At 41.5% G+C, this 24,902-nt stretch carries 20 protein-coding genes and 1 riboswitch; of the genes, 16 read left to right on the top strand and 4 right to left on the bottom strand.

All coding sequences use genetic code 11. From position 1 onward, the window contains the following. Positions 1 to 19: 19 nt before the first annotated feature. From fucO to ACDF53_RS03745, 5 genes are all read left to right on the top strand, one after another. Positions 20 to 1,171, top strand: a complete 1,152-nt coding sequence (gene fucO / locus ACDF53_RS03725; RefSeq protein ID WP_370815533.1) for a lactaldehyde reductase — start codon at positions 20 to 22, stop codon at positions 1,169 to 1,171. A 455-nt stretch (positions 1,172 to 1,626) separates the two neighbouring features. Further along, complete coding sequence (locus tag ACDF53_RS03730; RefSeq protein ID WP_105093742.1) at positions 1,627 to 3,177, top strand: ClC family H(+)/Cl(-) exchange transporter; 1,551 nt, start codon at positions 1,627 to 1,629, stop codon at positions 3,175 to 3,177. Positions 3,178 to 3,217: 40 nt separating this feature from the next. Next, entirely contained in the window at positions 3,218 to 4,012 is a 795-nt protein-coding gene (locus ACDF53_RS03735; RefSeq protein WP_227721266.1) for a sulfite exporter TauE/SafE family protein, read from the top strand. Positions 4,013 to 4,505: 493 nt separating this feature from the next. Beyond that, entirely contained in the window at positions 4,506 to 7,328 is a 2,823-nt protein-coding gene (locus ACDF53_RS03740; protein WP_105093740.1) for an FAD-binding and (Fe-S)-binding domain-containing protein, read from the top strand. A gap of 190 nt (positions 7,329 to 7,518) precedes the next feature. Further along, positions 7,519 to 8,124 carry a tetratricopeptide repeat protein gene (locus tag ACDF53_RS03745; RefSeq protein WP_370815534.1) on the top strand — a complete coding sequence of 202 codons (606 nt, stop codon included), beginning with the start codon at positions 7,519 to 7,521 and terminating at the stop codon, positions 8,122 to 8,124. 432 nt (positions 8,125 to 8,556) lie between these two features. Here ACDF53_RS03745 and ACDF53_RS03750 read toward each other — a convergent pair whose 3' ends face one another. Both ACDF53_RS03750 and ACDF53_RS03755 read right to left on the bottom strand, forming a co-directional pair. Next, positions 8,557 to 8,934 carry a type II toxin-antitoxin system HicB family antitoxin gene (locus ACDF53_RS03750; protein ID WP_005384984.1) on the bottom strand — a complete coding sequence of 126 codons (378 nt, stop codon included), beginning with the start codon at positions 8,932 to 8,934 and terminating at the stop codon, positions 8,557 to 8,559. Positions 8,935 to 8,943: 9 nt separating this feature from the next. Continuing rightward, positions 8,944 to 9,120, bottom strand: a complete 177-nt coding sequence (locus tag ACDF53_RS03755) for a type II toxin-antitoxin system HicA family toxin (RefSeq protein WP_370815535.1) — start codon at positions 9,118 to 9,120, stop codon at positions 8,944 to 8,946. A 247-nt stretch (positions 9,121 to 9,367) separates the two neighbouring features. Here ACDF53_RS03755 and ACDF53_RS03760 point away from each other — a divergent pair, with 247 nt between their 5' ends. Beyond that, positions 9,368 to 10,267: a DUF3829 domain-containing protein gene (locus ACDF53_RS03760; protein ID WP_370815536.1), complete on the top strand. Its 900-nt coding sequence runs from the start codon at positions 9,368 to 9,370 to the stop codon at positions 10,265 to 10,267. Between the two features lie 215 nt (positions 10,268 to 10,482). Here the strand turns inward: ACDF53_RS03760 and rarD are convergent, their stop codons facing one another. Next, positions 10,483 to 11,373 (bottom strand): EamA family transporter RarD, encoded by an 891-nt coding sequence (rarD, locus tag ACDF53_RS03765; RefSeq protein ID WP_370815537.1) that lies wholly within the window; start codon positions 11,371 to 11,373, stop codon positions 10,483 to 10,485. Between the two features lie 269 nt (positions 11,374 to 11,642). Beyond that, a riboswitch (cobalamin riboswitch) is annotated at positions 11,643 to 11,819 on the top strand. Between the two features lie 293 nt (positions 11,820 to 12,112). On the opposite strand from rarD, the gene ACDF53_RS03770 reads away from it, so the two are divergent. From ACDF53_RS03770 to ACDF53_RS03805, 8 genes are all read left to right on the top strand, one after another. Further along, positions 12,113 to 14,275 (top strand): methylmalonyl-CoA mutase family protein, encoded by a 2,163-nt coding sequence (locus ACDF53_RS03770; protein WP_370815538.1) that lies wholly within the window; start codon positions 12,113 to 12,115, stop codon positions 14,273 to 14,275. A gap of 4 nt (positions 14,276 to 14,279) precedes the next feature. Further along, positions 14,280 to 16,469: a methylmalonyl-CoA mutase gene (gene scpA, locus ACDF53_RS03775; protein WP_295230905.1), complete on the top strand. Its 2,190-nt coding sequence runs from the start codon at positions 14,280 to 14,282 to the stop codon at positions 16,467 to 16,469. Next, positions 16,462 to 17,715, top strand: coding sequence for a methylmalonyl Co-A mutase-associated GTPase MeaB (gene meaB / locus ACDF53_RS03780; protein WP_370815539.1), 1,254 nt, complete (start codon positions 16,462 to 16,464; stop codon positions 17,713 to 17,715). The genes scpA and meaB overlap by 8 nt, the downstream gene beginning before the upstream one ends. Positions 17,716 to 18,012: 297 nt before the next feature. Beyond that, complete coding sequence (locus ACDF53_RS03785; RefSeq protein WP_005384998.1) at positions 18,013 to 18,903, top strand: DUF3829 domain-containing protein; 891 nt, start codon at positions 18,013 to 18,015, stop codon at positions 18,901 to 18,903. 50 nt (positions 18,904 to 18,953) lie between these two features. Beyond that, positions 18,954 to 19,211 carry a hypothetical protein gene (locus tag ACDF53_RS03790; protein WP_370815540.1) on the top strand — a complete coding sequence of 86 codons (258 nt, stop codon included), beginning with the start codon at positions 18,954 to 18,956 and terminating at the stop codon, positions 19,209 to 19,211. 201 nt (positions 19,212 to 19,412) lie between these two features. Further along, entirely contained in the window at positions 19,413 to 20,018 is a 606-nt protein-coding gene (locus ACDF53_RS03795) for a MotA/TolQ/ExbB proton channel family protein (RefSeq protein WP_295199361.1), read from the top strand. Then, positions 20,015 to 20,419, top strand: coding sequence for a biopolymer transporter ExbD (locus ACDF53_RS03800; RefSeq protein ID WP_005385002.1), 405 nt, complete (start codon positions 20,015 to 20,017; stop codon positions 20,417 to 20,419). Before ACDF53_RS03795 ends, ACDF53_RS03800 begins: the two co-directional genes overlap by 4 nt. A gap of 4 nt (positions 20,420 to 20,423) precedes the next feature. Next, the gene (locus ACDF53_RS03805) at positions 20,424 to 21,257 is read left to right on the top strand and encodes a hypothetical protein (protein WP_370815541.1); all 834 of its coding nucleotides are present in this window, start codon (positions 20,424 to 20,426) and stop codon (positions 21,255 to 21,257) included. Between the two features lie 154 nt (positions 21,258 to 21,411). Here the strand turns inward: ACDF53_RS03805 and ACDF53_RS03810 are convergent, their stop codons facing one another. Further along, positions 21,412 to 21,822 carry a CAAX protease gene (locus ACDF53_RS03810; RefSeq protein WP_370815542.1) on the bottom strand — a complete coding sequence of 137 codons (411 nt, stop codon included), beginning with the start codon at positions 21,820 to 21,822 and terminating at the stop codon, positions 21,412 to 21,414. A gap of 343 nt (positions 21,823 to 22,165) precedes the next feature. Between ACDF53_RS03810 and purB the strand changes: the two genes are divergently transcribed. Both purB and ACDF53_RS03820 read left to right on the top strand, forming a co-directional pair. Next, complete coding sequence (purB, locus tag ACDF53_RS03815; protein ID WP_370815543.1) at positions 22,166 to 23,461, top strand: adenylosuccinate lyase; 1,296 nt, start codon at positions 22,166 to 22,168, stop codon at positions 23,459 to 23,461. 208 nt (positions 23,462 to 23,669) lie between these two features. Beyond that, the gene (locus tag ACDF53_RS03820; protein ID WP_370815544.1) at positions 23,670 to 24,818 is read left to right on the top strand and encodes an MFS transporter; all 1,149 of its coding nucleotides are present in this window, start codon (positions 23,670 to 23,672) and stop codon (positions 24,816 to 24,818) included. Positions 24,819 to 24,902 lie beyond the last annotated feature (84 nt).

Genomic DNA, 24,902 nt, shown 5'->3' on the forward strand with positions numbered 1-24,902 from the left:
TCGTTAGGAGTGAATGTATATGGCTCGGAGAATTATGTTGAACGGTACGTCCTATTTTGGGCAAGGGGCGATTCAGGAGATTGTGAACGAAATTAAGAATCGCCATTTTAAAAAGGTTCTTGTTACGTCTACACCTGATCTATTTGAGTTTAAGGTGGCTACAAAGGTAACAGACCTACTTGATGCGGCAGGTATTGCTTACGATGTATATGACAATATTAAGCCAAATCCAACCATTGAAAACGTAACATCTGGTGTGGCTGCTTGTAAGGCGGCAGGTGCTGAAGCTATCGTTGCTGTAGGTGGTGGCAGTGCTATCGATACAAGTAAGGCTATTGCTACGATTATTACAAATCCTGAGTTCGGCGATGTGCGTAGTCTTGAAGGATTGGCACCTACGAAACATCCATGCTTGCCGATTATTGCTGTATCTACCACATCTGGTACGGCTGCAGAGGTTACGATTAACTACGTTATTACAGACGTTGAAAAGAATCGTAAATTCGTTTGCGTTGATCCTCATGATATCCCAATCGTAGCCATTGTAGACCCTGATATGTCCGCATCGATGCCAACTGGTCTTTGCGCATCTACCGGCATGGATGCCCTCGTTCATGCTGTGGAAGGATATATCACCAAAGGTGCATGGGAGCTTACTGATATGCTTCATTTGAAAGCCATTGAAATTATTGGTCGTTCTTTGCGTAGCGCCGTAGCTGGTGACTTCGCAGGTCGTGAAGCCATGTCTCTTGGTCAATATATTGCAGGTATGGGCTTCTCCAACGTAGGCCTCGGCATTGTTCACTCCATGGCACATCCATTGAGTGCTGTGTACGATATCCCTCATGGTAAAGCGTGTGCCATGCTGTTAACAGCAGTCTTGAAATTTAACGCCCCAGTCACAGGCGAAAAATATCGTGAAATCGCTCGCGTTATGGGCGTTCCTGATGTGGATAGCATGGATCAAGAAACATATCGTCAAGCAGCTATTGATGTGATCCAAAAACTAGCTGATGATGTAGGCATTCCTAAATCCCTTAGCGAAGCGGGCGTAAAACGAGAAGATATTCCATTCCTCGCTGAATCTGCGTTCAACGATGCATGTACACCTGGTAATCCACGGGATGCATCTATGGAAGAAATCATTGGTATCTATGAATCCATATTCTAAGGAATTTTAGGATTTGCTAGCATATAGTGTTTCATGATGTATAGGATTTAATACTATAATGTGGTATCAATATTTAGACTAGTCTAAATATTTTGCTAGTCTAAATAATCTAATAGTCTAAATGATGCTTAGCTCTAGCCCTAAGAACTTTACATCTTTAGAATCTTTACATATTTCAGATGCCTCCGAATATGTAAAGAAAATACATTTACACACTTGCTTAACAAAACTAGCCATCTCGTTTTAGAGGTGGCTAGCTTTGTGTTTGAAGAGCTATCTATTGTCTTGTTATTTGGATTTTTAATTTTACGTTTAGTGAGATAGCTGTTTGATACGTAATCCTTTCTTGAAAATGGTGGTTTACATAAGTATACTAAGGATATGAATACATAGTTTGGTTGTATGTATGTTACTAGATAATAAGCCAGATTTGGTCAGTGCTAAGGAGGAATGTTATGAAGCTATGGAAATTTAATAAGCGAAGTTCTACCTTAGCAGATATGTCCATGAATCGTATGTTGTTGACGGAGCTCATTGCGAAGGGCGCTCTTGTGGGCGTGATTGCAGGCTTTTGTGGTGCTACATATCGCTATTTGATCCTTGAATCTGAGCATATTCGCTGGCATTTGATGGATGGCATTACCCTAGAATGGGCCATAGGATGGCTTGTGATGATGGTCATCTTTGCCTTTATCGTAGATCGATTGCTCGCGTGGGCTCCATTATCTGGTGGTTCTGGTATTCCTCAAATCGAAGGGGAAATGCTAGGCCTCTTTGATATGAAGCCGTATCGGACGCTAGCTTCCAAGATGATTGGTGGCGTGTTGACTGGTTTTGCCGGCTTCTCTGTAGGTCGTGAAGGTCCAGCCGTACAAATTGGTGGCTCTGCCGGCAAGATTGTGTCCTATTGGATGAATTCAGGGCTGCGTGAGCAGCGTATCTTGACCTCTGCTGGGGCAGGGGCAGGCTTAACGGCTGCATTTAGTGCACCCGTATCGGGGGCTATGTTCGTCTTTGAAGAGGTCCATAAAAGCTTCTATCCGTACCTCGTTGTGCCTACTTTCGTGGCTACCTTAATTTCTAACTATATTACGGTTAGTATCTTCGGCCTCGAACCGGCCCTTGGATTTTCGGTGACCTCCGGTGTACCTCTTGAGTACTTCCCAGTCCTTCTTATGGTTGGCGTTATCATGGGTCTCTGTGGGGTGTTCTTCTGTCGCATGATCTTTGCATTTAAGAAGTTCTTTGAATGGCTTAAATGCTCTCGGTTCTTGAAATTAGCCCTTACCTTTGTGACTGTGGCCGTTATCGGCTATGACTCGCAACTTCTCTTGGGCGGTGGCAATGATCTTGTGGGGCAGCTAGCCTTTCAATCTCATGGTGTCTTGCTCTTGGGGGGCATCGTATTAGGTAAGATTTTGCTTACTACCTTCTGCTATGGCAGTGGTGCGCAAGGCGGTATATTCTTGCCTATGCTCGTTATAGGGGCTTCGGCAGGCGCCTTTTGTGAAAGCTTGCTTTCATCAGTGGGTATCATCGCGCCTGATTTTGTACCGCAATTCGTTATTTGCGCCATGGGTGGTATGTTAGCGGCGGCTATGCGGACCCCGATTCTTGCGATTTTGCTCGTTCTTGAAATGACGAATAGTTTCTCCAATATTTACGCCATCGGCATTGTTACACTGGTGGCCTACCTTGTGGCAGAACTATTAAAAGAACCACCTATTTACGATTCCTTATTACAAGCTATGAGTGGTCAAAACAATTTAGAATCTGTACAAACCTTCTTCCAAACGAAGGTACCTGTAGTAGCGAATTATACAGATGTACAATTACAAGACTTGGCCTTGCCAGATGGGACACTTATCGTTAGTATTCGTCGCAATGGAACATACATTGTGCCGTTAGGGGATGTAAAACTTGAACCAGGTGACGAACTACAAGTCTCTTGTGAACGAGGACGATTAAAAGCAGCGAAAGAATTTTTCCAATCGAATCAGATATAGCAAAGAGCTTTTTCCAATCTAAGTAAAGGGAGGCCTTATCATGCTGGATAATATTATAGTATTTTATATCTTCTTTACCATAGTTGGCTTTTTAGCCGCTATGCTAGGCACTATCATCGGTGCTGGTGGAGGGCTTGTATTTGTGCCTCTCTTTATGTATTGGTTCCCTGAGTGGTCTCCATCCATGATTGTAGGGACATCGCTATTTTCTGTTATGTGTAATGCGATTTCTGGATCCATTGCCTATATTAAACAGAAAAAAGTACTCATCAGCGCGGCTATTGTATTTAGTTTAGCAACCCTTCCAGGCGCCATTTTAGGGGCTCAAATGTCTGGTTGGTTCTCTGGTAAAGGCTTTATGTTTGCCTTTGGGTGCTTTATGCTCTGTGCTTCTGGTTTGATTGGGTTTAAGAATTTCCGTAAAGGGGAGCGGAAGGAAGAAAGCCTTACCCTTGATCAGCTAACCTATAGCAAGCCTATCGGTATTAGTATTAGCTTCTTTGTAGGCTTTATCTCCAGTATCTTTGGTATCGGCGGTGGCCTCATCCATGTACCTGCCTTGATCTATCTCATGGGTTTCCCAACCCATATGGCTACGGCTACGAGCCAATCTATCCTTGCTGTATCTACAACGATAGGTGTTATAACACATTTAATCGAAAATCATATCGTCTTTAGTATCGCTATCCCTACAAGTATTGGTGCTATCTTTGGTGCTCAAGCAGGGGCGCGCATTGCTAAACGTTTGAAAGCAAAATCTATCCTTGCCCTCATGAGTGTGGCAGTCTTTGCGTTGGCAGTACGCCTTATTTTGAAATCTGGTATTCTTGGATAATATAAGCCCTCTAGTGGTTGCTCGTAAGAGTTATCACTAGAGGGCTTTTTATATGTAAAGAAACTATGAATAGGCATATTAGATAGGTAATTAAAAAGGTATGAGTAAAAGTCATAGTTAAATATAAATGAGAACGAGAAAACTAAAACAAATAAATTATACCGAATTTATGCATAATTTTTGTAAACTATTTCCTATAGAATTATATGCAGTGTAACTCATGTTTTATGGGATGTTTAGCACTCATTTGTTATGGCGTTATGAATATGCTTAGTAAATAAAATAGTTTTAATATAACATATGAAAAGATGAGTATATGATAATGCTATTGAGATGCACTTTCAACTAAAGAAATAAAAAAGCTGTGCATATCGAGAATTGTTAGGAGACATATAATTTATGCATAATTATAGTAGTGAGAATGAGAACGGCGTATACTAAATATAAGACATTATAAGATATATTCCTTAAGAGAGGATAGGAGGAAATATAAGTGAGTACGCTTACTAGAGATTATGAACGTTTTGCCAAGGAGGCAAAAGAGATTTGCAAAGATCGTGTCTATACTGACCATTTACGTCGTTATGCATATGGTGTTGATGCGTCCTGTTATAGCTATTTACCAAAGGTTGTTGTAAAGGCTGAGGATGAACGTGAAGTACGACGCCTTATTCGTTTGTGCCAACAATGTGGTACACCATTTACATTCCGTGCGGCTGGTTCTTCTTTGTCTGGTCAATGCTCCAGTGAAGACGTGCTCATCGTATGTAATGATGGCTTCAAAAAAATGGAAGTTATCGACGATGGCAAGGCTTTAAAATGCGAATGTGGTGTTATCGGTTCTGATGCCAACGATTTGTTGAAACCATACAACCGCAAAATCGGTCCAGATCCAGCTACGCTTGCAACAGCATTAGTAGGCGGTATTTTGAACAATAACTCCTCTGGTATGTGCTGTGGTACGGCTCAAAACTCCTATAAAACAATCCGTTCCATCCGCGTTGTATTACTAGATGGTACTGTTCTTGATACATCCGATAAAAAATCCATTGAACAATTCCTTCGTGAAAAACCTCAAATGGTAGAAGAAATCTTGCAATTGCGCAAAGAAATCTTAGCTGACGAAGAATTGACTCATTTGATTCATCACAAATACAAAATCAAAAATACTACAGGCTATGGCTTGAACTCCCTTGTTGATTTTGAAGACATCATCGACATCATCAATCACTTGTTCATCGGTTCTGAAGGTACATTGGGCTTCGTATCTGAAATCGTGTACAACACTGTTGAAGACGTACCTCATAAAGGTTGCGGTCTCATGTTCTTCAAAACATTGAACGATGCATCCTTGGCCGTTGTGGCCTTGGCTAATATGGGCCGCGATAAGGTTGTAGCTGCAGAAATGATGGACTATCAATCCTTGAAAGCCGTTCAAACTCTTGAAAATGTACCAGACTTCGTTCGTGAAGTGCCAGAAGGTACAAGCGCTATCTTGTTCCAAACTGAAAGCTACTCCAAAGAAACTGTAGATGAAAATTTAGCTTTCATTAAAGATAAATTGAAAGACATCCCAACAGCTATCCCAAGTCTTTATTCTCAAGATCCTAAGGAATACGATTCTTGGTGGGCTATCCGTAAAGGTATCTTGCCTATCGTTGGTGGTCAACGTAGAAAAGGTACTACTGTTATCACAGAAGACGTTTGCTTCCAAATCGAAGACTTCACTAAAGGCATTGAAATGCTTACCGAATTATTCCACAAATACGATTTCGTTGATGGTGGCGTAATCTTCGGTCATGCTTTGTCTGGTAATGTTCACTTTAACATTACACCTGATTTTAGCGACCCTAAAGATACTAAGAACTTCGGCGACTTGGTAAAAGAAATGTCCGAACGCGTATCTGGTTTCGGTGGTTCTTTGAAAGCCGAACATGGTACAGGCCGCATGGTAGCACCATTCGTTGAAATGGAATGGGGCAAAAAAGCGTACGAAATCAACCGTCGCATCAAAGCCATCTTTGACCCTGAACGCATCTTGAACCCTGATGTTATGATTACTGATGACCCAGATGTGTACAAGAAAAACCTTAAAGCTCAATGCGTTATCGATGATGCTTTCACAATCTGTATGGAATGTGGTTTCTGTGAAAAACATTGTCCAAGCCGTAACTTAACATTGACTCCACGTCAACGTATCGCATTGTTGCGCGAAACTAAACGCCTTGAAAACGAAGGTAACTTCACATTGGCATCTGAACTTAGAAAAGGTTACGAATACTTCGGCGTAGATACTTGTGCTGCTTGCTCTATGTGTAAAGGTCTTTGCCCACTTAGCATCGATACTGCTCAAATCGCATTGTCCATGCGCCGCATCGATCCACCTGCACCAGAATTGGCTAAGAAAATCTACGATAACTTCTCCACAACACTTCAAATGTGTCGTGCTGGTGTAAGTCTTGAAGGCATTGCAGGATCTATCATTACACAAAAAGCGATTTCTAAGATTACTGAAGGCTTACATGGCGTAACAGGTGTTACACCATATGTACCTAAAACAACTCCTAAGGCTAATCGCTATAAATTGAAAAACCGCATTAAACCTACTAACTTTGAAAAGGTTGTATACTTCAGTACTTGTGCGAACCGCGCATTCAAACCAAATCAAGGGTATGACGATGATCGTAGCTTACAACAAGTTGTAGAAAGCCTCTGTAACAAGGCTCATATCGATATTATTTATCCTCAACATATCGAAAACCTCTGCTGTGGCTTGAGCTTTGAAAACTACGATGATGTTCACGAACGTGCTGTTAAGGACTTACACGATGCATTGATGAAAGCATCTCAAAATGGTAAATATCCAATCGTGATCGACCATAGTGCATGTTTCAACCATGCGTTCAAACACATGCCAGATTTAGAAATCAATGATATTTCTGAATTCTTGTGCAAATACGTAGTACCTCATCTCGACATTGAAAAATGCGATGAACGGGTAATCGTACATAAACAATGTAAGATTAAATCTTTGGGTAAATCTCAATACATCGAAGACTTGGCTCGTCTATGTACAGACCATGTATTCAACATTAAATCCTTCGCATGCGATGGCTTTGCTGGTCAAAAAGGTTTCTTCACACCAGAACTTAACAAAGCTGCTACAAAAGACCTTGCTGGTGAAATTGCTGAATACGGCGCAACACTAGGCGTAAGTTCCAGTTCCACATGTGAAATTGGTCTTGGTGAAAGCGGTGGCATCCCATTCGTAGGCGTTGCATTCCTATTAGACCGTTGCTCTAAAGCAAAAAAATAAGATTTATAACTTTACCTACCATATAACGAAAAAGGACGAGTTGCGGCTCGTCCTTTTTTGTATATAGTTTTGGTATAATTGTAATGGTATTAAATAAATTATCAGTTACTACTACATATTGTCATCATATTAAATAATGAATATATACGACATAATGTGGTTGTATATATAGATAATATAGAGGTATTGTATGAAATATATTCTATTATGTATTTGTTTGCTTAGCCTATTAGGTTGTGGCACAGACACTAAGACCCAGCAAGACACTAAACCTACAACAGTTAACGAACAAGCTAAGACAGATCAAGGTCAAGATGCTCATGTAATGGCAGCTAAGCAGGCTCTATCCTCTGGTGATTATGCTAAAACCATCGAGGAAGCATCAGCTTCTATTAAGGATAATCCTAATAATGCAGAGGCGTACTCCATCCGTGGCTTCGCTACGGCGTTAAATGGTGATACCGCTAAAGGTTTAGTAGATACTAAAAAATCATATGATTTAGATCCTAATAACGTAGCTAATTATTACAACATGGCTATGGTGTACAAATTACAAGGCCAATTAAATGAGTCTAAACAATGGTTTGAAAAGGTATTAGAAAAGGACCCTAGTAACACTTGGTCTGTGTATGGCATTGCTACCATTTATGCAGACCAAGGGGATGATACTAAGGCCCTTGATTGGCTTGAAAAAGCAATTAAAATTGATCCATCTGTGAAAACCGTGGCCGCTGAACAAGACCATTTTGAACGCTTTCACAATAATGCGCGCTTTAAAACATTAGTAGGATTATAGGCATGGACACTAAACAAATCATTCGCCATATTATAAAGTTAGTAGCCTTCTTGTATTGGTTTCTTTTTTTGTATCTCGCCGGTCAAATGCTAGGCAGCTGGTCAGACTTTATGACTCGGTACAATATTGAAACACCTATCTTCCTTACCTACATAGTGCTGGTAGGCTGTATTGTTACGCCTTATTTGGTGTTTTATTGGAAAAAGCTGAATCCTCGTACAAAACCTCCATATTTAGAGCGCTGTCTCAGTACCTACATGGACCGTCTAGAGGATCAACATAGTATATGGTTTGATGTGTTATATGTGCTTAAGCTATTGCTCTACTTTGTAATAATCCTGTGGATGATTTGTATACTATTACTCACCTTAGCAGTTATTGCGTGGACAGTAGTTCTAATTTTACTAAGCAATTGATGAGGTAAATTTACATTTACATTGTTTTCTCTACTAATGCTTCTTGTAAAAGCTGAGAAAAATTAATTCCTTTAGCTAGTGCTCTATCATTAAGCCATGCAGGAATAGTTAAGGTTTTCTTTACGGATTTACTATTTTTAGCTAAATCAATATCTGTTTGTACTAATGTAGGATACGTTGTATCCGTACAAGGTAAGTTGCGAATAGATGTAGGTGTTGGTAAACTCTCCCCATCCTCTAAGGCACCTAAAATATATAGTTCCATTGCCTCTTGGGCATTAGTTACGAGCTCTGTTAACGTTGAGCCAGTACTGCTAGTATATTCTAAGTCTGGAAACTCAGCCCAGAAACCATCAGCATCATCATGGATTATAGCAGGGTATATAAATTTCATAGATCCTCCTCATTTTAGTCCTGTACGTTTTAAAATTGCATTTAATAAGCCGACAGGTACATCTTTTCCGTGTACGGCAATCACTTCAACTTGATTATCCTTTTTCAAACGATGATGACTGCCGTGTTGCCGTACATCCTTCCAGCCGTTTTTGAGTAGCAGTTTTAGTAGATCTTTATCTTTCATACGCTCTCCTTTTATAGTAACACGTGTACACGTATAAAACAATTGATAGGAGTTATGTCTTTTCATTTCTAGTCTAACCGTATATAAAGGAAAACAGGGGTGACCATTGGTCACCCCTGACTCTATTAGTCACTTGACAAACTAGATGTATGAGTTATGTGCATTAATTCTATTTATATAAATCGTATTGGTATATAATTAAGGTATATAAATCAGGTTCAATATTGATGAAAGGAGAGAATTCATCATGAAACCATTGGGTAAACGGATTGCAATGGCTGTGTTGTGTGCGGCTACATTGACATCCCCCTTATTGTTGAGCGGTTGTAGTATGTCGGAGCTATGGCAGGGCACTGAACAGAGTCGCAAGGAAATTGCACAGCGGTCTGAGCAGGATCAGGTACAGTTGTTTAATCAATATGTGAAAGCCGTAAGCCGATTTAATCGTATGGCTGTAATGTTTGATTATGCAAATAGGCCAACTCTTAATGAGTTAAAAGCGGGACAGCATTTAACTGTATTTAATGCACCGAACTTTAAACAGCTACAAAAAGAATTAGAAGAGGCTAAGCAAGCAGGTGTTCCTTATGATGAAATGAAAGAGCCTTTAGATAAGCTACTTTCAAAATTGAACGAAATAACACCGGTTGCGGAAGAACTTGATGCATATTATAAATCTAAAGGGTATACTACAGATAACTATGCTAAGGAGCAACAATTAGGACCTAAATATGTTCAGTTATATGAACAATTTATTCCTATTTATGCTGACTTTGATAATTTAATGCATAAGATTAACACGGATCGATTGCAACAACGGTTACAACAATTGCGCGATGCAGGTAAGAAAAATGCAGCCACTGCACAAGAGGTTTCTTTGCGACTTACTGCAGTCCTAGAAAAGCTAGATAGTGAAAAAGAACCAGATGTAAATGCTATCAATCAAGAGCTACAAGCTATTGGTGATTTAGCGAATGGTATTTCTAGCCCTCAGTATGACACTGTTAAGACTTCTGTAAACTCTACGATTGGTGCGATCCGTACCTATATGGGGTCCAAACAAGATAACGATTATAAACATATGGTTGAGGCCTATAACCGTTATATTTCAAATATGAATACAATCAATATGAATGAATTGGATTAATAGAGTTAATACGGTTTAAGACGGATACGTTATATATGAGTTAATATAAGTATGAGCATCATATAAGCGTAACTTAGAGTAAGTATTATATTATAAAAAGCTGTATCGAATGAGGATATCATTTGATACAGCTTTTATGTATTTATAGGCTAGATATAGTTGCTAAAATCTCTTGTGAGATTGCATGCAGATAGCAAACGCTTTCTTGTACTTAACTACATTTTTCTAATGGTTGTAATTTGATTTGATAATGAGAACAACACTAAGGCTATCCAGATACAACCAAAGGCGATCATTTGTGGTGTGCCAAAGCTTTCACCAAAGTAGAAAATAGCCAGCAACAAGGCAATGGTAGGGGAGACATATTGTAGGAAGCCTAGAAGGTTGAGTGGCAATAGTTGAGCACCATAGGAGAATAGCACTAATGGAACCGATGTAGTTAGACCGCAGGCTATGAGCAGCATGGACGTATACCAATCTGTGCCGAAATAGGACCACACTGTATTATCGACCATGGTTGTATAGAGTAAGGCTAGTGGTGTTAATAGCCAAGCCTCAAAGGCGATGCTCGTAAAGGGAGAGATGAGCAGTTTCTTTTTTACGACCCCATAGAGGCCAAAGGAAACGGCGAGGATCATCGACACTAACGGCAAGGATCCCACTTGATAGGTGAGCAAGGCGATGCCGATGGTAGCGATGAGGACGCTTAGCTTTTTCGGTACAGATAGAACCTCTTTAAATAGGATGACACCTAACACCACATTAAAGAGTGGGTTGATGTAATAGCCAAGGCTCGTGTCCATAACTTGGTTGTTGGCGATGGCCCAAATATAGGTAAACCAATTTACGCTGATGATGACTGATGCTAGCAACAGTAGCAATAGTTGTGAACGCTGTTCTTTTAGTAGTTGAAAGTCTTTCTTGAACTGTTTAAAATGTAGGCCAAATACGACGATGGCCATGCAAATGCCTGACCAGATAATGCGTTGTGCCAGTATATTATATGGTGAAACATGGTTTAGTAATGCCCAATAGAGAGGGAGTAAGCCCCAGATGATATAGCAACTAAGGGCTGTCATTAGACCTTTTTTACTTGTGTGCTCCATAATGCCTCCTTGTGATTGTATTTATTATATCACGCATTGTGGGTGCGTTTGTGCGTGGGCTTAGATTTTATGATGATTTGTACTCGATTTATAACTCGATTTGCAGACAATGAATACGTATATTTGATAGCGATAAATACGTATATTTGAAAGTGATGAGTTTTTATCATTTTAAATATGCATTAGTTATAACCTAAAATTTGATACTTATGATTAACTGTTATGTTCATTGACTTTGTGCATAATCTTACACTATATTGGACTTAGAACAACGAATATAGAGAATAGGTGTCGCAAGACTTAATAGAGAAATCGGTACAAGCCGATGCGGTCCCGCCACTGTAAGGACGAGCCTGCTTTCAAAAATGTCACTGGAGCAATCTGGGAAGGCGAAAGCAAGGCGATGAGCCCGAGCCAGGAGAACTGCCTATTTGATAATCACCGTTATGTACCTACGAGCGATAGGAAGGGGATTGAGGTATGCTGGTTTCAGTATTTTTTGGCGTACCTTTCAATAAGAAACCTTACGTGTCACTTTTGGGTGGCACGTTTTTTGTTGCCCTTGAAAGTGACTGTTGAGCGTATGAATCAGGCTTTATAATTATTGAATTACTGGACACAGATTTGAGGTTGATGTGGTCCAAAAACAGGAAAGCTCGAGTGATTCATAGATATAAAACTTCGCAGGTACGGTGCGCTGTTTCTCGGTATGGTTTCGAGTTGAAAAGGAGGCACATATATGTCTGACAAAAAGACTTCAAAGGATGCTGAACGCGATCTATTAGCTCCTGTATCCTTTGATGAATTTGAGAAACCTACGTATGAACAATGGCAGGCAGAGGTTGAAAAGGCCTTAAAGGGTGGCGACTTCCACAAGAAGATGTTCACGAAAACCTATGAAGGTATTACGTTGCAGCCAATTTACACACCTGCATTGCATGCAGAAGCAATTCCAAAGGGCGTATACCCTGGGGCAGGTGAGTTCCTACGTGGCACTAAGGCAAGTGGTTATATTAAAGACTCTTGGGGTGTATCCCAATATGTAGATGACTCTTTGCCTAAAGATGCTAATCATGCAAGTTTATACGAGATTGTAAAAGGTGGCACCATTCACAATATCCGCCTCGATGAAGCAACACGTCATGATCAAGATGTGCAAGTAGGCGCATCTGTTGGCGTTGGTGGTACATCTGTATCCACCATGGATGACTGCAAACAATTGATTGACCGCTTCAATTTGAAGGAAAATCCTTTGTACATTGAAACTGGTGCTTCTGCAGCCATCTTGCTTGGCATGTTAGCGGCTACAGTGAAAGGCGCTAAAAAACAAACGTCTGACTTGAAAGGTCTCGTTGGTACCGACCCTATCGGTGTTTTGGCGAAGGATGGTGCTTTGCACATTTCCTTAGATACAGCCTTTGATGAAATGGCACATACTGTTGTATGGGCTAAAGAACAAGCGCCAGAGCTTAAAACAGTGCTTGTATCCGGCGATGTATACGCTAATGGCGGCGCTAACGATGTGCAAGAGGTTGCCTATGCATTGGCAACAGCTGTGTGCTACGTACGTCAATTAGCACAACGCAACATCGATATTCACACCATCGCGAAGAGCTTGATGTTCACATTCTCCTTAGGTGCTAACTTCTTTATGGAAATTGCTAAATTACGTGCCTTGCGCGTACTTTGGGCTCGCATTATGGAAGCTTTCGGTGCTGAAGAAGCGGATCGCGCTGTTCATGTACACGGCAGAACATCTGCTTTCACAAAAACTGTATACGACCCATATGTAAACTTGTTGCGCAATACAACACAAGCATTCTCCGGTGTTGTAGGCGGTTTGAATAGCCTTGAAGTATCTCCATTTGACCAACCAATTCGCAAAGCGGACGATTTCTCTCGTCGTATTGCCCGTAACATCCAAGTTATGTTGCAAACTGAATTCGAGTTGCGCCAACCTGTAGACCCTGTAGGCGGTTCCTGGTATGTGGAAACATTGGCCGCTGAACTCTGTGAAAAAATCTGGGCTGAGTTCCAAACCATCGAGTCTAAAGGTGGCATTATCGCAGCGTTGAAAGAAGGCTATCCTCAAGCTCAAGTTAAAGCCATCCTCGATGAACGCTTCAAGAACCTTGCATTCCGTAAGGACGTTGCAGTTGGTAACAACATGTATGCGAACATGACGGAAGAATTGCTTGATCCAAAACCAGAAAATCAAGAAACATTGCGTCAAAAACGAGCTGCTCAAATCGATGAGTACTTGGCAGGTGCAGAGGCTGATGCAGTTGTGAAAGCACAGGCTACTCTAGAAGCAAGTACAACAGAACCAGGTGCGTTGATCGGCCTCATCGAACTTGGAGCATTACAAAAATTGACAATCCGCCAAATCCGTAAGGCTTTAGATGCTGGCGATATTGCTTCTGAAACAATCGAACCAATTACAGCACATCGCTGGACTGAACAATTCGAAGCACTTCGCATGCGTACGGAAGCGTATAAACAACGTACGAAAGATAATGTGAAGGTATTCTTGGCTAATATGGGCCCAATCCCTCAACATAAACCTCGTGCGGACTTCTCCACAGGCTTCTTCGAAGTAGGTGCTTTTGAAGTTATTAAAAATGATGGCCATGAAACAACGGCTGATGCGGCGAAGGCTGCTCGTGAAAGTGGTGCCGATGTTGTCGTTATCTGTTCCACAGATGATACATATCCAGAATTAGTACCACCACTCGCTAAAGAGTTGAAAGAAACTATGCCGAATGTAACAGTTATTTTGGCAGGGGCACCTCCTAAGGACCTTGAGCCTGTATACCGTGAAGCTGGCGTAGACGACTTCATTTCCGTTCGTGCAAATTGCTACGAAATCTTACATACGTTACAAGATAAGAAAGGGATGTGAGCTCATGTTTAAAAATCCAGACTTCTCCTCTCTTGGCTTGGGATCTCAGTCGCCGACATCTCGCGATGCATGGCTTGCTGAACTTCAAAAAGAAACAGGAAAAAGCTTTGAAGATTTATATAATACGACAATGGAGCAAATCCAACTAAAACCTCTCTACACAGAGATGGATTATGAAGGAATGACACACCTTGATTACATGGCTGGTGTACCTCCATTCTTGCGTGGACCTTATTCCACAATGTACGTAACTCGTCCTTGGACAGTACGTCAGTACGCTGGTTTCTCCACAGCCGAAGAATCCAATGCATTCTACCGTCGTAATTTGGCAGCGGGCCAAAAAGGTTTGTCTATCGCCTTTGACCTTGCCACACACCGTGGTTATGACTCTGACCATCCGCGCGTAGTGGGTGACGTTGGTAAAGCGGGTGTTGCGGTAGACTCCATCCTCGACATGGAAATTCTATTCTCCGGTATTCCTCTCGACCAAATGTCCGTATCCATGACAATGAATGGCGCCGTATTGCCTGTCATGGCGTTCTACATCCTAGCTGGTGAAGAACAAGGCGTTGATAAAAAGGTTATGGCTGGTACGATCCAAAATGATATCTTGAAAGAATTCATGGTACGTAATACTTATATTTATCCTCCGGCTACATCCATGCGCATCATCGGTGATATCTTTGCGTACACTTCTCAGTACATGCCTAAGTTTAACAGTATCTCCATTTCTGGCTACCATATGCAAGAAGCAGGTGCTACGGCAGATATCGAATTAGGTTACACCTTGGCCGATGGCCTTGAATACATCCGTACCGGTGTAAATGCAGGCCTTCACGTAGATAAATTCGCGCCACGTTTGTCCTTCTTCTGGGCAATCGGTAAAAACTACTTCATGGAAGTTGCGAAAATGCGTGCAGCTCGTATGTTGTGGGCTAAGATTATTAAGAGCTTCGGTTCTGAAAATCCAAAATCTATGGCTCTTCGTACACATAGCCAAACATCTGGGTGGTCCTTAACAGAACAAGATCCATTCAACAACGTAGCTCGTACATGTATGGAAGCGATGGGCGCTGCATTAGGCCATACCCAATCTCTACATACCAATGCGCTTGATGAAGCCATTGCGTTGCCTACGGACTTCTCTGCACGTATCGCCCGTAATACTCAGCTTTACATCCAAGACGAAACTAAGGTATGTAAGGTTATCGACCCATGGGGCGGTTCCTACTATGTAGAAGCATTGACTGATGAATTGATCCGCCGTGCTTGGGGTCATATCCAAGAAATCGAATCCCTTGGAGGTATGGCGAAAGCGATTGATACAGGCCTTCCTAAGATGCGTATCGAAGAAGCGGCAGCTCGTCGCCAAGCTCGTATCGACTCTGGCCGTGAAGCAATCATCGGCATTAATAAATATCGTCTAGATAAAGAAGATCCATTGGATATCCTCGACGTAGATAATACGGCTGTACGAGAAGCTCAAATCCGTCGCCTCGAACAATTGCGTGCTAACCGTGATGAAGATAAGGTTCAATCTTGTCTCGAAGCGATTACTAATGCTACAGAATCTGGGGAAGGCAACTTGCTTGCTCTTGCACTTGAAGCAGCTCGTGCTCGTGCATCCTTGGGTGAAATTTCCTTTGCTGTTGAAAAAGTTTGTGGCCGTCATAAAGCGGTTATCCGCTCTATTTCCGGTGTATACTCCAGCGAATATGAAGATGACGATGTTATCAAAGAAGTACGTCAAATGGCAGATGATTTCGAAGAACTCGAAGGTCGTCGCCCTCGTATCATGATTGCGAAGATGGGCCAAGACGGTCATGACCGCGGTGCCAAAGTTATTGCTACGTCCTTCGCGGATATGGGCTTTGACGTGGATATCGGACCTTTGTTCCAAACTCCAGAAGAAACAGCTCAAGATGCGGTGGATAATGACGTGCACATCGTCGGGTTCAGTTCCCTTGCGGCAGGTCACAAAACATTGTTACCTCAACTTGTGGAAGAGCTCAACAAACGAGGTCGTGGAGATATTTTGGTTGCCATTGGTGGCGTAATCCCTGCTCAGGACTATGAATTCCTACGCGAACATGGCGCAGTGGCTATCTTTGGCCCTGGTACAGTCTTGCCTGTAGCGGCTAAGAAATTGCTAGAAACATTGACTAGTCACGTTCAAGACGAGTCTAATGACTGATAACAAACGGCCTACCCCGGACGCATTGCATACGACTCAGGATGCTACCTTCACCACTGGTGAAGGAAAGGCCCCTGAATTAGGTGTAAAAAATGCAAATGCCGAGGGTAGTACCTATCGTCCCGATTGGGTGCCAGAAGATGCGAAGAAAGATGATACCTATGCGTGTCACGTTATGAAAGGCGTCAAGGAAATGCACGACGGCCTCTTATCTAGTTCCGCTCATCTGGCTCCGTCGGTACGTCCCGTACAGCGGCGAAAGAAATTAACTGTCGCTGATTATGTACGCGGTATCGAGCAGGGGGACCGCGTTATACTTTCACGGGCTATTACGTTAGTAGAAAGTAATAATAAGGAACACTTTAAATTAGCTCAACAAGTATTGCAAGCTATATTGCCTCGCACGGGCAAGGCGTTGCGCATCGGTATTACAGGTGTGCCTGGGGCCGGTAAAAGTACATTTATAGAAGCCTTTGGTAACATGCTCATTGAAGCTGGTTACAAGGTAGCCGTACTTGCTGTAGACCCTACGAGCCAAGTCACAAAGGGTAGTATTTTGGGCGATAAGACGCGGATGGAAACATTGACGAAACATCCTGACGCGTATATCCGTCCATCGCCGGCAGGTGGTACACTAGGCGGTGTAGCTCGTAAAAGTAGAGAGACCATGCTACTTTGCGAGGCTGCTGGATACGATATCATTCTCGTTGAAACCGTTGGGGTTGGGCAAAGTGAAGTTACCGTGCGTTCCATGGTAGACTTCTTTATGCTCATCGTATTAACAGGTGCAGGCGATGAATTACAAGGCATCAAAAAAGGCGTTATGGAGCTGGCCGATGCTATTGTGGTCAACAAGGCTGATGGGGATAACCTCAAGCGCGCTCTCATCGCTCGTAGCGATTACGATCGGATGTTGCATTACATTCGTCCTGCTACGGAAAAATGGAAAACCCAAGCCTACACTTGCTCAGCCGTTACAAAGGATGGCCTCGATGAATTGTGGGATGTAATCCAAGAATTTACTGAACAAGGTAAAGAAAATGGGGTCTTCTTAAAACGCCGTCAAGAACAATCCCTCCGTTGGGTACGCGATATGATTGACGAACACTTGCACAACCTATTCTTTAATAATGTCGTCATTCAAGGTCGTATGGGCGAAGTGGAAGCAGCCGTCTTAGATGGTGAAATGAGCGAATCTCAAGCCGTTGAAGAATTAATTGGCGTTTTCGATAAGTCCATTAAATAAGTAGATAGCTACATACCTATTTGATAAGCTGGCATAACTTATCTATTAAGACACTCCGATTAGCTATCATACTGATTTAGACATATAAGATGTATCCAGAAAAGGCATAGTATAAACATTACTATTGGGTTTACCCCAATGGAGATGTATACTATGCCTTTTTATGTGCTTGTGAAAGCATATTCATGAAACAAATTTCATAAAAAATACGGTTGATACTTTCATAAATAACATATATGATATATAATTTAATCATGAACTGTTACTTGTGTGTGTGATTAAAAAGAGAGGTTCATTATGAAACCACTAGTAAAGAAAATGTTAACAGCCGTATTGTGTGCATCTACTCTAACAGCTCCATTATTTTTGAGTGGTTGTAGTTTTTCTAAGATTGCCAATGGGGTGCAGCAAGGCGCTCAAAAGGCATCGCAAAAAGACATTCAAGTCTTTAATCAGTATATAGAAGCAGTTGGTAATTTTAACAGTGGTACCGTACGCTTTGGATATGCTATTAATCCTTCCATTCAAAAACTAAGAGAGGGTCAACATTTATCAAGCTTTATGGCACCAAAGTTTGATAGCTTACAACAAAAATTACAAGCCGCTAAAGATGCGGGTATACCATATGATGATATGAAGGAACCTCTTGATAACGTATTAGCCGTATTAAAGGACATTGTACCAGTAGCAAATGAATTGGATACGTACTACCAAACTAATTCATATCAAGCAGATAATTATGCTAAGGAACAACAGTTAGGACCTAAATACGTTCAACTATATGATCAATTCTATGCAGCATATAATCAGTTAGACGCAGTAATTCACAAACATAATACGGAAAATCAACAAGAACAATTGAAAGAACTTAAAGATTCCGGTAAGAAAAATGCAGCTGCTGCTCAAGAAGTTCATTTACGTTTAACTGCATTATTGGATAGCTTTGAAGAAGGCAAGCAAATCGATGTAAATGCGGCGAACCAAGAGTTGCAAGGTATCATGGATGTGTCCAGTAGCATTACTAGTCCGGACTATAACTCTGCTAAAAATCATTTAAATACAACTATTGGTAGAATTCGTACATTCTTAGGTGACCAAACAGCTGATCATTACAATGATATGATTGAATCCTACAATAGCTTTATTGGCAGTGTAAATCGCTTGGATATGAATAAACTTGATAAATAATATCTAATCGTATATACCATGTTATGTAATGTTAGGAGAGGAACATTTAAATGAGCAAGAAAATGTTATTACCCGTTGGTATAGTTGTTCTGATTATAGGTGTTATCATCTTATTATTAAATCCAGATCCAGCTACAACAAATTTGGAAATTGCAAGAAACGCTACTAATGCACGAGACGCAGCTAAAGCGATTTCTTCTAATAATCAAACCTATGCATGGATGTATTCCCTCGGTATGTTCTTTACTGGTTTTGGCGTGTCCTTAACAATCGGTGGCATACTTGTGAAATTCCTTAAAAAAGATTAATAGGATGTAAGAGATTACAAGCCTCCTAGGTTAAATTAAATCAGGATTATAGCTAAATTAAGATTACATTAAAGGCTATACTAATAGGTATATCACTATTAGTATAGCCTTTTTTTGTCCCATACATATTTTTAGATGCCTTAAAACGTGATATAATTAACTCTAATGGGGCCTAGAGGGTAACGGCTTTTGGAGGTTAGTATGAGTAGCATAGCGCATTTATTTGTGGCTGGTGGATTTGTAATGTATCCGCTAGTAATTTTTTTGCTCTTTGCGTTGATGATTGGCATTGAGCGTATCGTTTTATATCGCAAGTTTACAAAGGACTTGCGTCGCTTTAATAAGGTATTAGAAAAGAACCAAAGCTGGGTTATGTTGCCGAGCGTATTGGAACGTGACACATTGGAGCTAGGCTCTTTATTTGCCCGTGCCATTCGCAGTGCGAAGAACTACAATAGCTTGGAAAATCGTTTGCAAGATATCGTATCCTATGCAGATGAACGCTTGAAACGCGGTTTAAGCTGGCTTAGCATGATTGTAACTATGGCTCCACTATTGGGCTTGTTGGGTACCGTTCTTGGCATGATTCGCGCTTTTGCTGTCGTAGGTGGCGATATTGGGGCTCCTACCATCATTACGGGCGGGGTATCTGAAGCCTTGGTAGCAACGGCGACAGGCTTGACCGTAGCCATCATTGCACTTGGCTTTCACAGTTACTGTGCGGCAAAGGTCAACGATTCTATTACTACATTAGAGCATGAGTGTGGTAATATCCTCGATGCGTACAACGAGGAACATGATATATGAGACGACGCACATTAGGGGTTAAAAAAGAACCGACAATCATGATTATCCCTATGATCGATATCGTATTCTTCTTATTGGTATTTTTCATGGTGGGTACGCTGTACATGAATACAGAACAGCAAATTCCTCTAAATTTGCCATCTGCATCTACATCTACGGCAAAATCTATCGAGCCTATTACGATTACCTTAACTACAACGCATACGTTATATATCGATAATCAGGAAATTTCTTCGGAACGCTTGGCGGAAGAGGTGCGGTCTATCGTTAAACAAGCACCGCGACAAGCCTTTGTTATCCGTGCATCTAAGGATGTGTATTACAGCGAGGTTATCGCTCTGTTAGATATGCTCAAGGTTAATGGCGCTAAATATATTAGTGTCGCAACGGAACGGAAGTGATTCTATGTTTGAATCGCATTATTTGAAACCGTTCATCGTGTCCTTAGGCATTACGACGATACTCGTATCTGGGATGGGGTTTTCCTTGCGAGGTATGGCGGGCACTGGTGCAGCTCATGATGCGGCAGAAATTAGCTTTGACTTGCCTGATGATAGTGAAAGTAGCGCAGAGGTGACTGAACAGACTCCACAACCTGAGGAGAAGGTAGCACCAGTAGAGGCAGATCCTGAACGGGCAGCACAAAAACCTCAATCTCAGCCACGATCTGGGATGGAGGAAGTGACCCCTGGTGAAAATGAACGAACTAAAACATTAGATACAAATGCTAGTACACAAGAGCAGCGACGAGAATGGGCTATTCCTAAGGCCATTGAATCTGAAGCGGCTGGCGTAGAGCAAGCAGTTGTGACTCATGACAAACAATCAAAACCGAAAGAAGCGCCTATGGGTAAGGATGTTACATCTGACCCTAATGCCAATGGTGATGGTCGTACGGAATCAGCTGACTTATCATTCTTATCAGATCTTGCGTGGAGCCTGTTGACCCCAGGTCAGCAAGAATTATTACGACAACCTGCTATCAATCCAAGTGCATATCTTCGTCGTGTCCAAGAACAAGGTGCGAGATCTTCCGTGACGGGTACTGTTACGGTGAAGGTGAACTTTGGTGAAGATGGTCATGTTATCGTTGCTCCGAATACACCGCGCATCGTGGTGGATGGCGTACCGCCTGATGTGATGGAAGAAGCACTGCGCATTGTTAAAACTAGTGGCAGCATCGTCAACAACTCTGGACGTATACAAACCTTAACAATCCCTGTCGTTATGGGACAATAAAGAGGCATATCACATACTATGTATGTAAGATATGCCTCTTTTACTTTTGTAGTATTAATTATTTTACTTTTGCAGTATTAGTTAATTGTAGCGTGTTATTTATACTCTCCAGAATATTATGGAAATATAATTCATACGGAAAAACTGTATCCCATTAATCTTGGTTTGTAAGCATTGTTTTGGTAGAGTTGAATACCGCAAGGTATACGATAGCACCGCCGATAAATAATGTAACTTGCATAGGTGCACTAAATTGATCGACACGCCATAACGCAAAGGCGTAGAAGAACATTGTTACTAGCATGATGAGGAATGCGATGATAACGCGTACATTGGTGTTAACTGCTAGGGACGTAGTAATGCGAGATTTATTGAGTACTACGTAAATTAAGGATACGATGATATCTGCTGTAAAGATGGAGAATACATAATTGAGATCAAACTCTCCAAATAGAACTACAGCCAAGCCGATAAAGCTGAGCCCAAAGAATAGGCGTAATAAAATGCCTATAGTATTCGATTCATTGCGCTGTGCACGACGCTCTTTGCGATTTAAATTTGCCATGAAAGCCTCCCGATAATGATATACAAGTCTATGTATATTTAAGATAATCCTAGTATATCATTTTATTAGCACGAATACATAGAGACGGAGTTAATATAACTCAATTCTATTAATTGTTTACTTAGAAAAGACGTCATAAGTAAAGTCATTATAAGTCAAGTCATCATAAGTCGAAACGTATCATAAGACTTCAATGAATGGCTGTCATCTTTAATAAATACGAACGATTAGTAAATTTAATATAATTATCATTCGGAAAATTGTCGGTCTTTCGTTGAATGGAGCTTTCACATATGGTACAATAATCCTATAAATCTAGCTTTTATCATGCAAAGGAGACATCATGATACCACGTTATACACGAGAAGAAATGGGCCATATTTGGAGCGAGCGCAACGAGTTCGACACAATGTTATTGGTGGAGATCCTCGCATCCGAGGCGCAAGCTGAATTGGGCATTATCCCTAAAGAAGCGGCAAAAACAATTCGCGAAAAAGCCGATTTCGACGTTGAGCGCATTCATGAAATCGAAAAGGAAACAAACCACGATATCATTTCCTTCGTAACAGCAGTAGGCGAATACGTAGGTCCTGAAGCGGCTAAATATATCCACCTTGGTCTGACATCTACAGACGTTAAAGATACAGCGCTTGGTTACATGATGAAACAAGCGTGCGACATCTTGATTGCTGATTTGAAACGCTTGCACGAAGTATTGCGTCGTCGCGCAGCTGAGTTCAAATATACACCTATGATTGGTCGTACTCACGGTATCCACGGTGAACCAACTACATTTGGTTTGAAATTAGCGTTATGGATGGCTGAAGTAGAACGCGATATCGAACGCATGGAACATGCTCGTAAAAGCGTTGCTGTAGGTAAACTGTCCGGCGCAGTTGGCACGTACTCCAACATTGATCCATTCGTAGAGCAATACGTATGTGAAAAATTAGGTCTTGAACCTGTTAAAATCGCTACGCAAGTCGTACAACGTGACCGTCACGCTGAATTGTTGTCTACTATCGCTGTTGTTGGCGGCACATTGGATAAAATCGGCAAAGAAATCCGTCACTTGCAACGCACAGAAGTACGCGAAGCGGAAGAATATTTCAGCCCTAAACAAAAGGGTTCCTCTGCGATGCCTCACAAACGCAATCCTATCACTTGTGAAAGAATTTGTGGTATGGCTCGCTTGCTTCGTGGTTATGCTCAATCTGCTTACGAAGACCAAGCTTTGTGGCATGAACGCGATATTTCCCACAGTTCTGTAGAACGTGTTATCTTGCCAGATGCAACAATTGCATTGAACTACATGCTTCACCTTACAATTCGCACTATCGATAAATTGTTGGTATATCCTGAAACAATGCTTAAAAACCTTAACCTTACAGGTGGCCTTGTATTCAGTCAAACAATTTTGACTCACCTTGTAGATAAAGGTGCGGTACGTGACGAAGCATACCGTTGGGTTCAAAAATACGCTATGGAACGCTGGCTTGAAGGCAAAGATTTCGCTACAGGTCTTAAATCTGATGAAAATATCAAGAAATACATGACTGCTGAAGAAATCGATGCATGCTTCGATCCACATAAATTATTGAAACATGTTGATACAATCATGGCTCGCTTTGGCCTATAATTGTAGGGTACTTCCCATATAACATATGAAAGACTAGGGTAGGTATAGACCAACAAGCCTATGGCACGTGCATTAGGTGTTGGCTATATCTACCCTTTTTATTTTGAAAGTAACCGGTTATTTATACTGTTTACGGACAATTATGAGTAGGTTCCCTAGTAAGAATTTCTGTATCTTAGGAAAATTAGCTATTGTATTAGGAGGTTATATGAAACGTATCATACGAAAGTACGGACCGCCTATTTTTCACTGTATTAATGACTTTGGACAAGGTTCACTAGCGGCGCTCATACCGTTCTTTATCGCTAATTTTAGCCTTAATTACTATCAATCGGCGTCCATTATTTTCTGTAACACCGTAGTGGCTTCTGTTGCTCAACCTATCTTGGGATATGTGGCGGATCGGTGGCGCGTGCCGTGGTTCATTCCTGTAGGTTTTACCGTAACGTTAGTCTCTATCAGCGCCATTGCACTGGCGACGAGCTATGAAATGATATTGGCTCTATCGCTTATTGCAGGGATTGGGGCTGCATTGTTCCATCCTGAGGCGGCTCTTCTCGTGAACCGCACGCAATCCAATGAACTTGGTAATGCCATGGGGCGCTTTGCGGTAGGTGGCAGCGCTGGTTTTGCACTGGGCCCGCTCCTTGCTGGTGGTGTGTACGTCTTTGGCGGCCAATTCCTTTGGTTGTTCACGGCGATTGCATTGATTGGCGTGTTGCTATATGTGTATGCCTTTACTGGCTCTACAAATACCGATGCTATTGGTGAAAGTAAAAGCTCTGCTAAATCTACTGATAGTGGGATCAACGATTGGGTTAGCTTTGGGAAACTGTTCTTTGTAATAGCTTCTCGATCTATTTTATTCTCTGTGTTATCCATCTTTATTCCTATTCTGTACATTACCGTTATTAACGGCGAAGCTGGTGCCTCTAGCTTGGCCCTCACTATGTACTTTGCAATGGGCGCTGTTCTTACCTATATGGGCGGGGCTCTATCTGATAAATTAGGCTTCCTTAAAACAGTTCGCTTAGGCAATCTTATCTTCTTGCCATCTGTTTTAGTGTTTATCTTTGTGCCTAACATCTGGGGCTTCTTCGGCGCCATGATCCCAATGGCTTTTGGCGTATTCTCTCAATACGGTCCAATTACGGTACTAGGTCAAAAATACCTTGCTAAAAATGCAGGCTTTGCGTCAGGTATTACACTAGGCCTTGGTATTACCTTAGGTGGACTTGTAGCGCCATATGTAGGTCATATAGCTGATATCTATGATGTACAAACTGCATTGATGACACTGATCCCTGTAGGGGCTGTAGGACTACTTATGAGCTTTTGGCTGAAAGAACCAAAATAGCTCACGCTTTTGGGAAGAAACTAAAGATTGAATTTGTATAAATACTTTCACAGAGTCCGAACATTGTTGTATAATGTTAGTGAA

The sequence above is a fragment of the Veillonella sp. genome (assembly GCF_041333735.1).
In the GTDB taxonomy this organism is placed as follows: Bacteria; Bacillota; Negativicutes; order Veillonellales; family Veillonellaceae; genus Veillonella.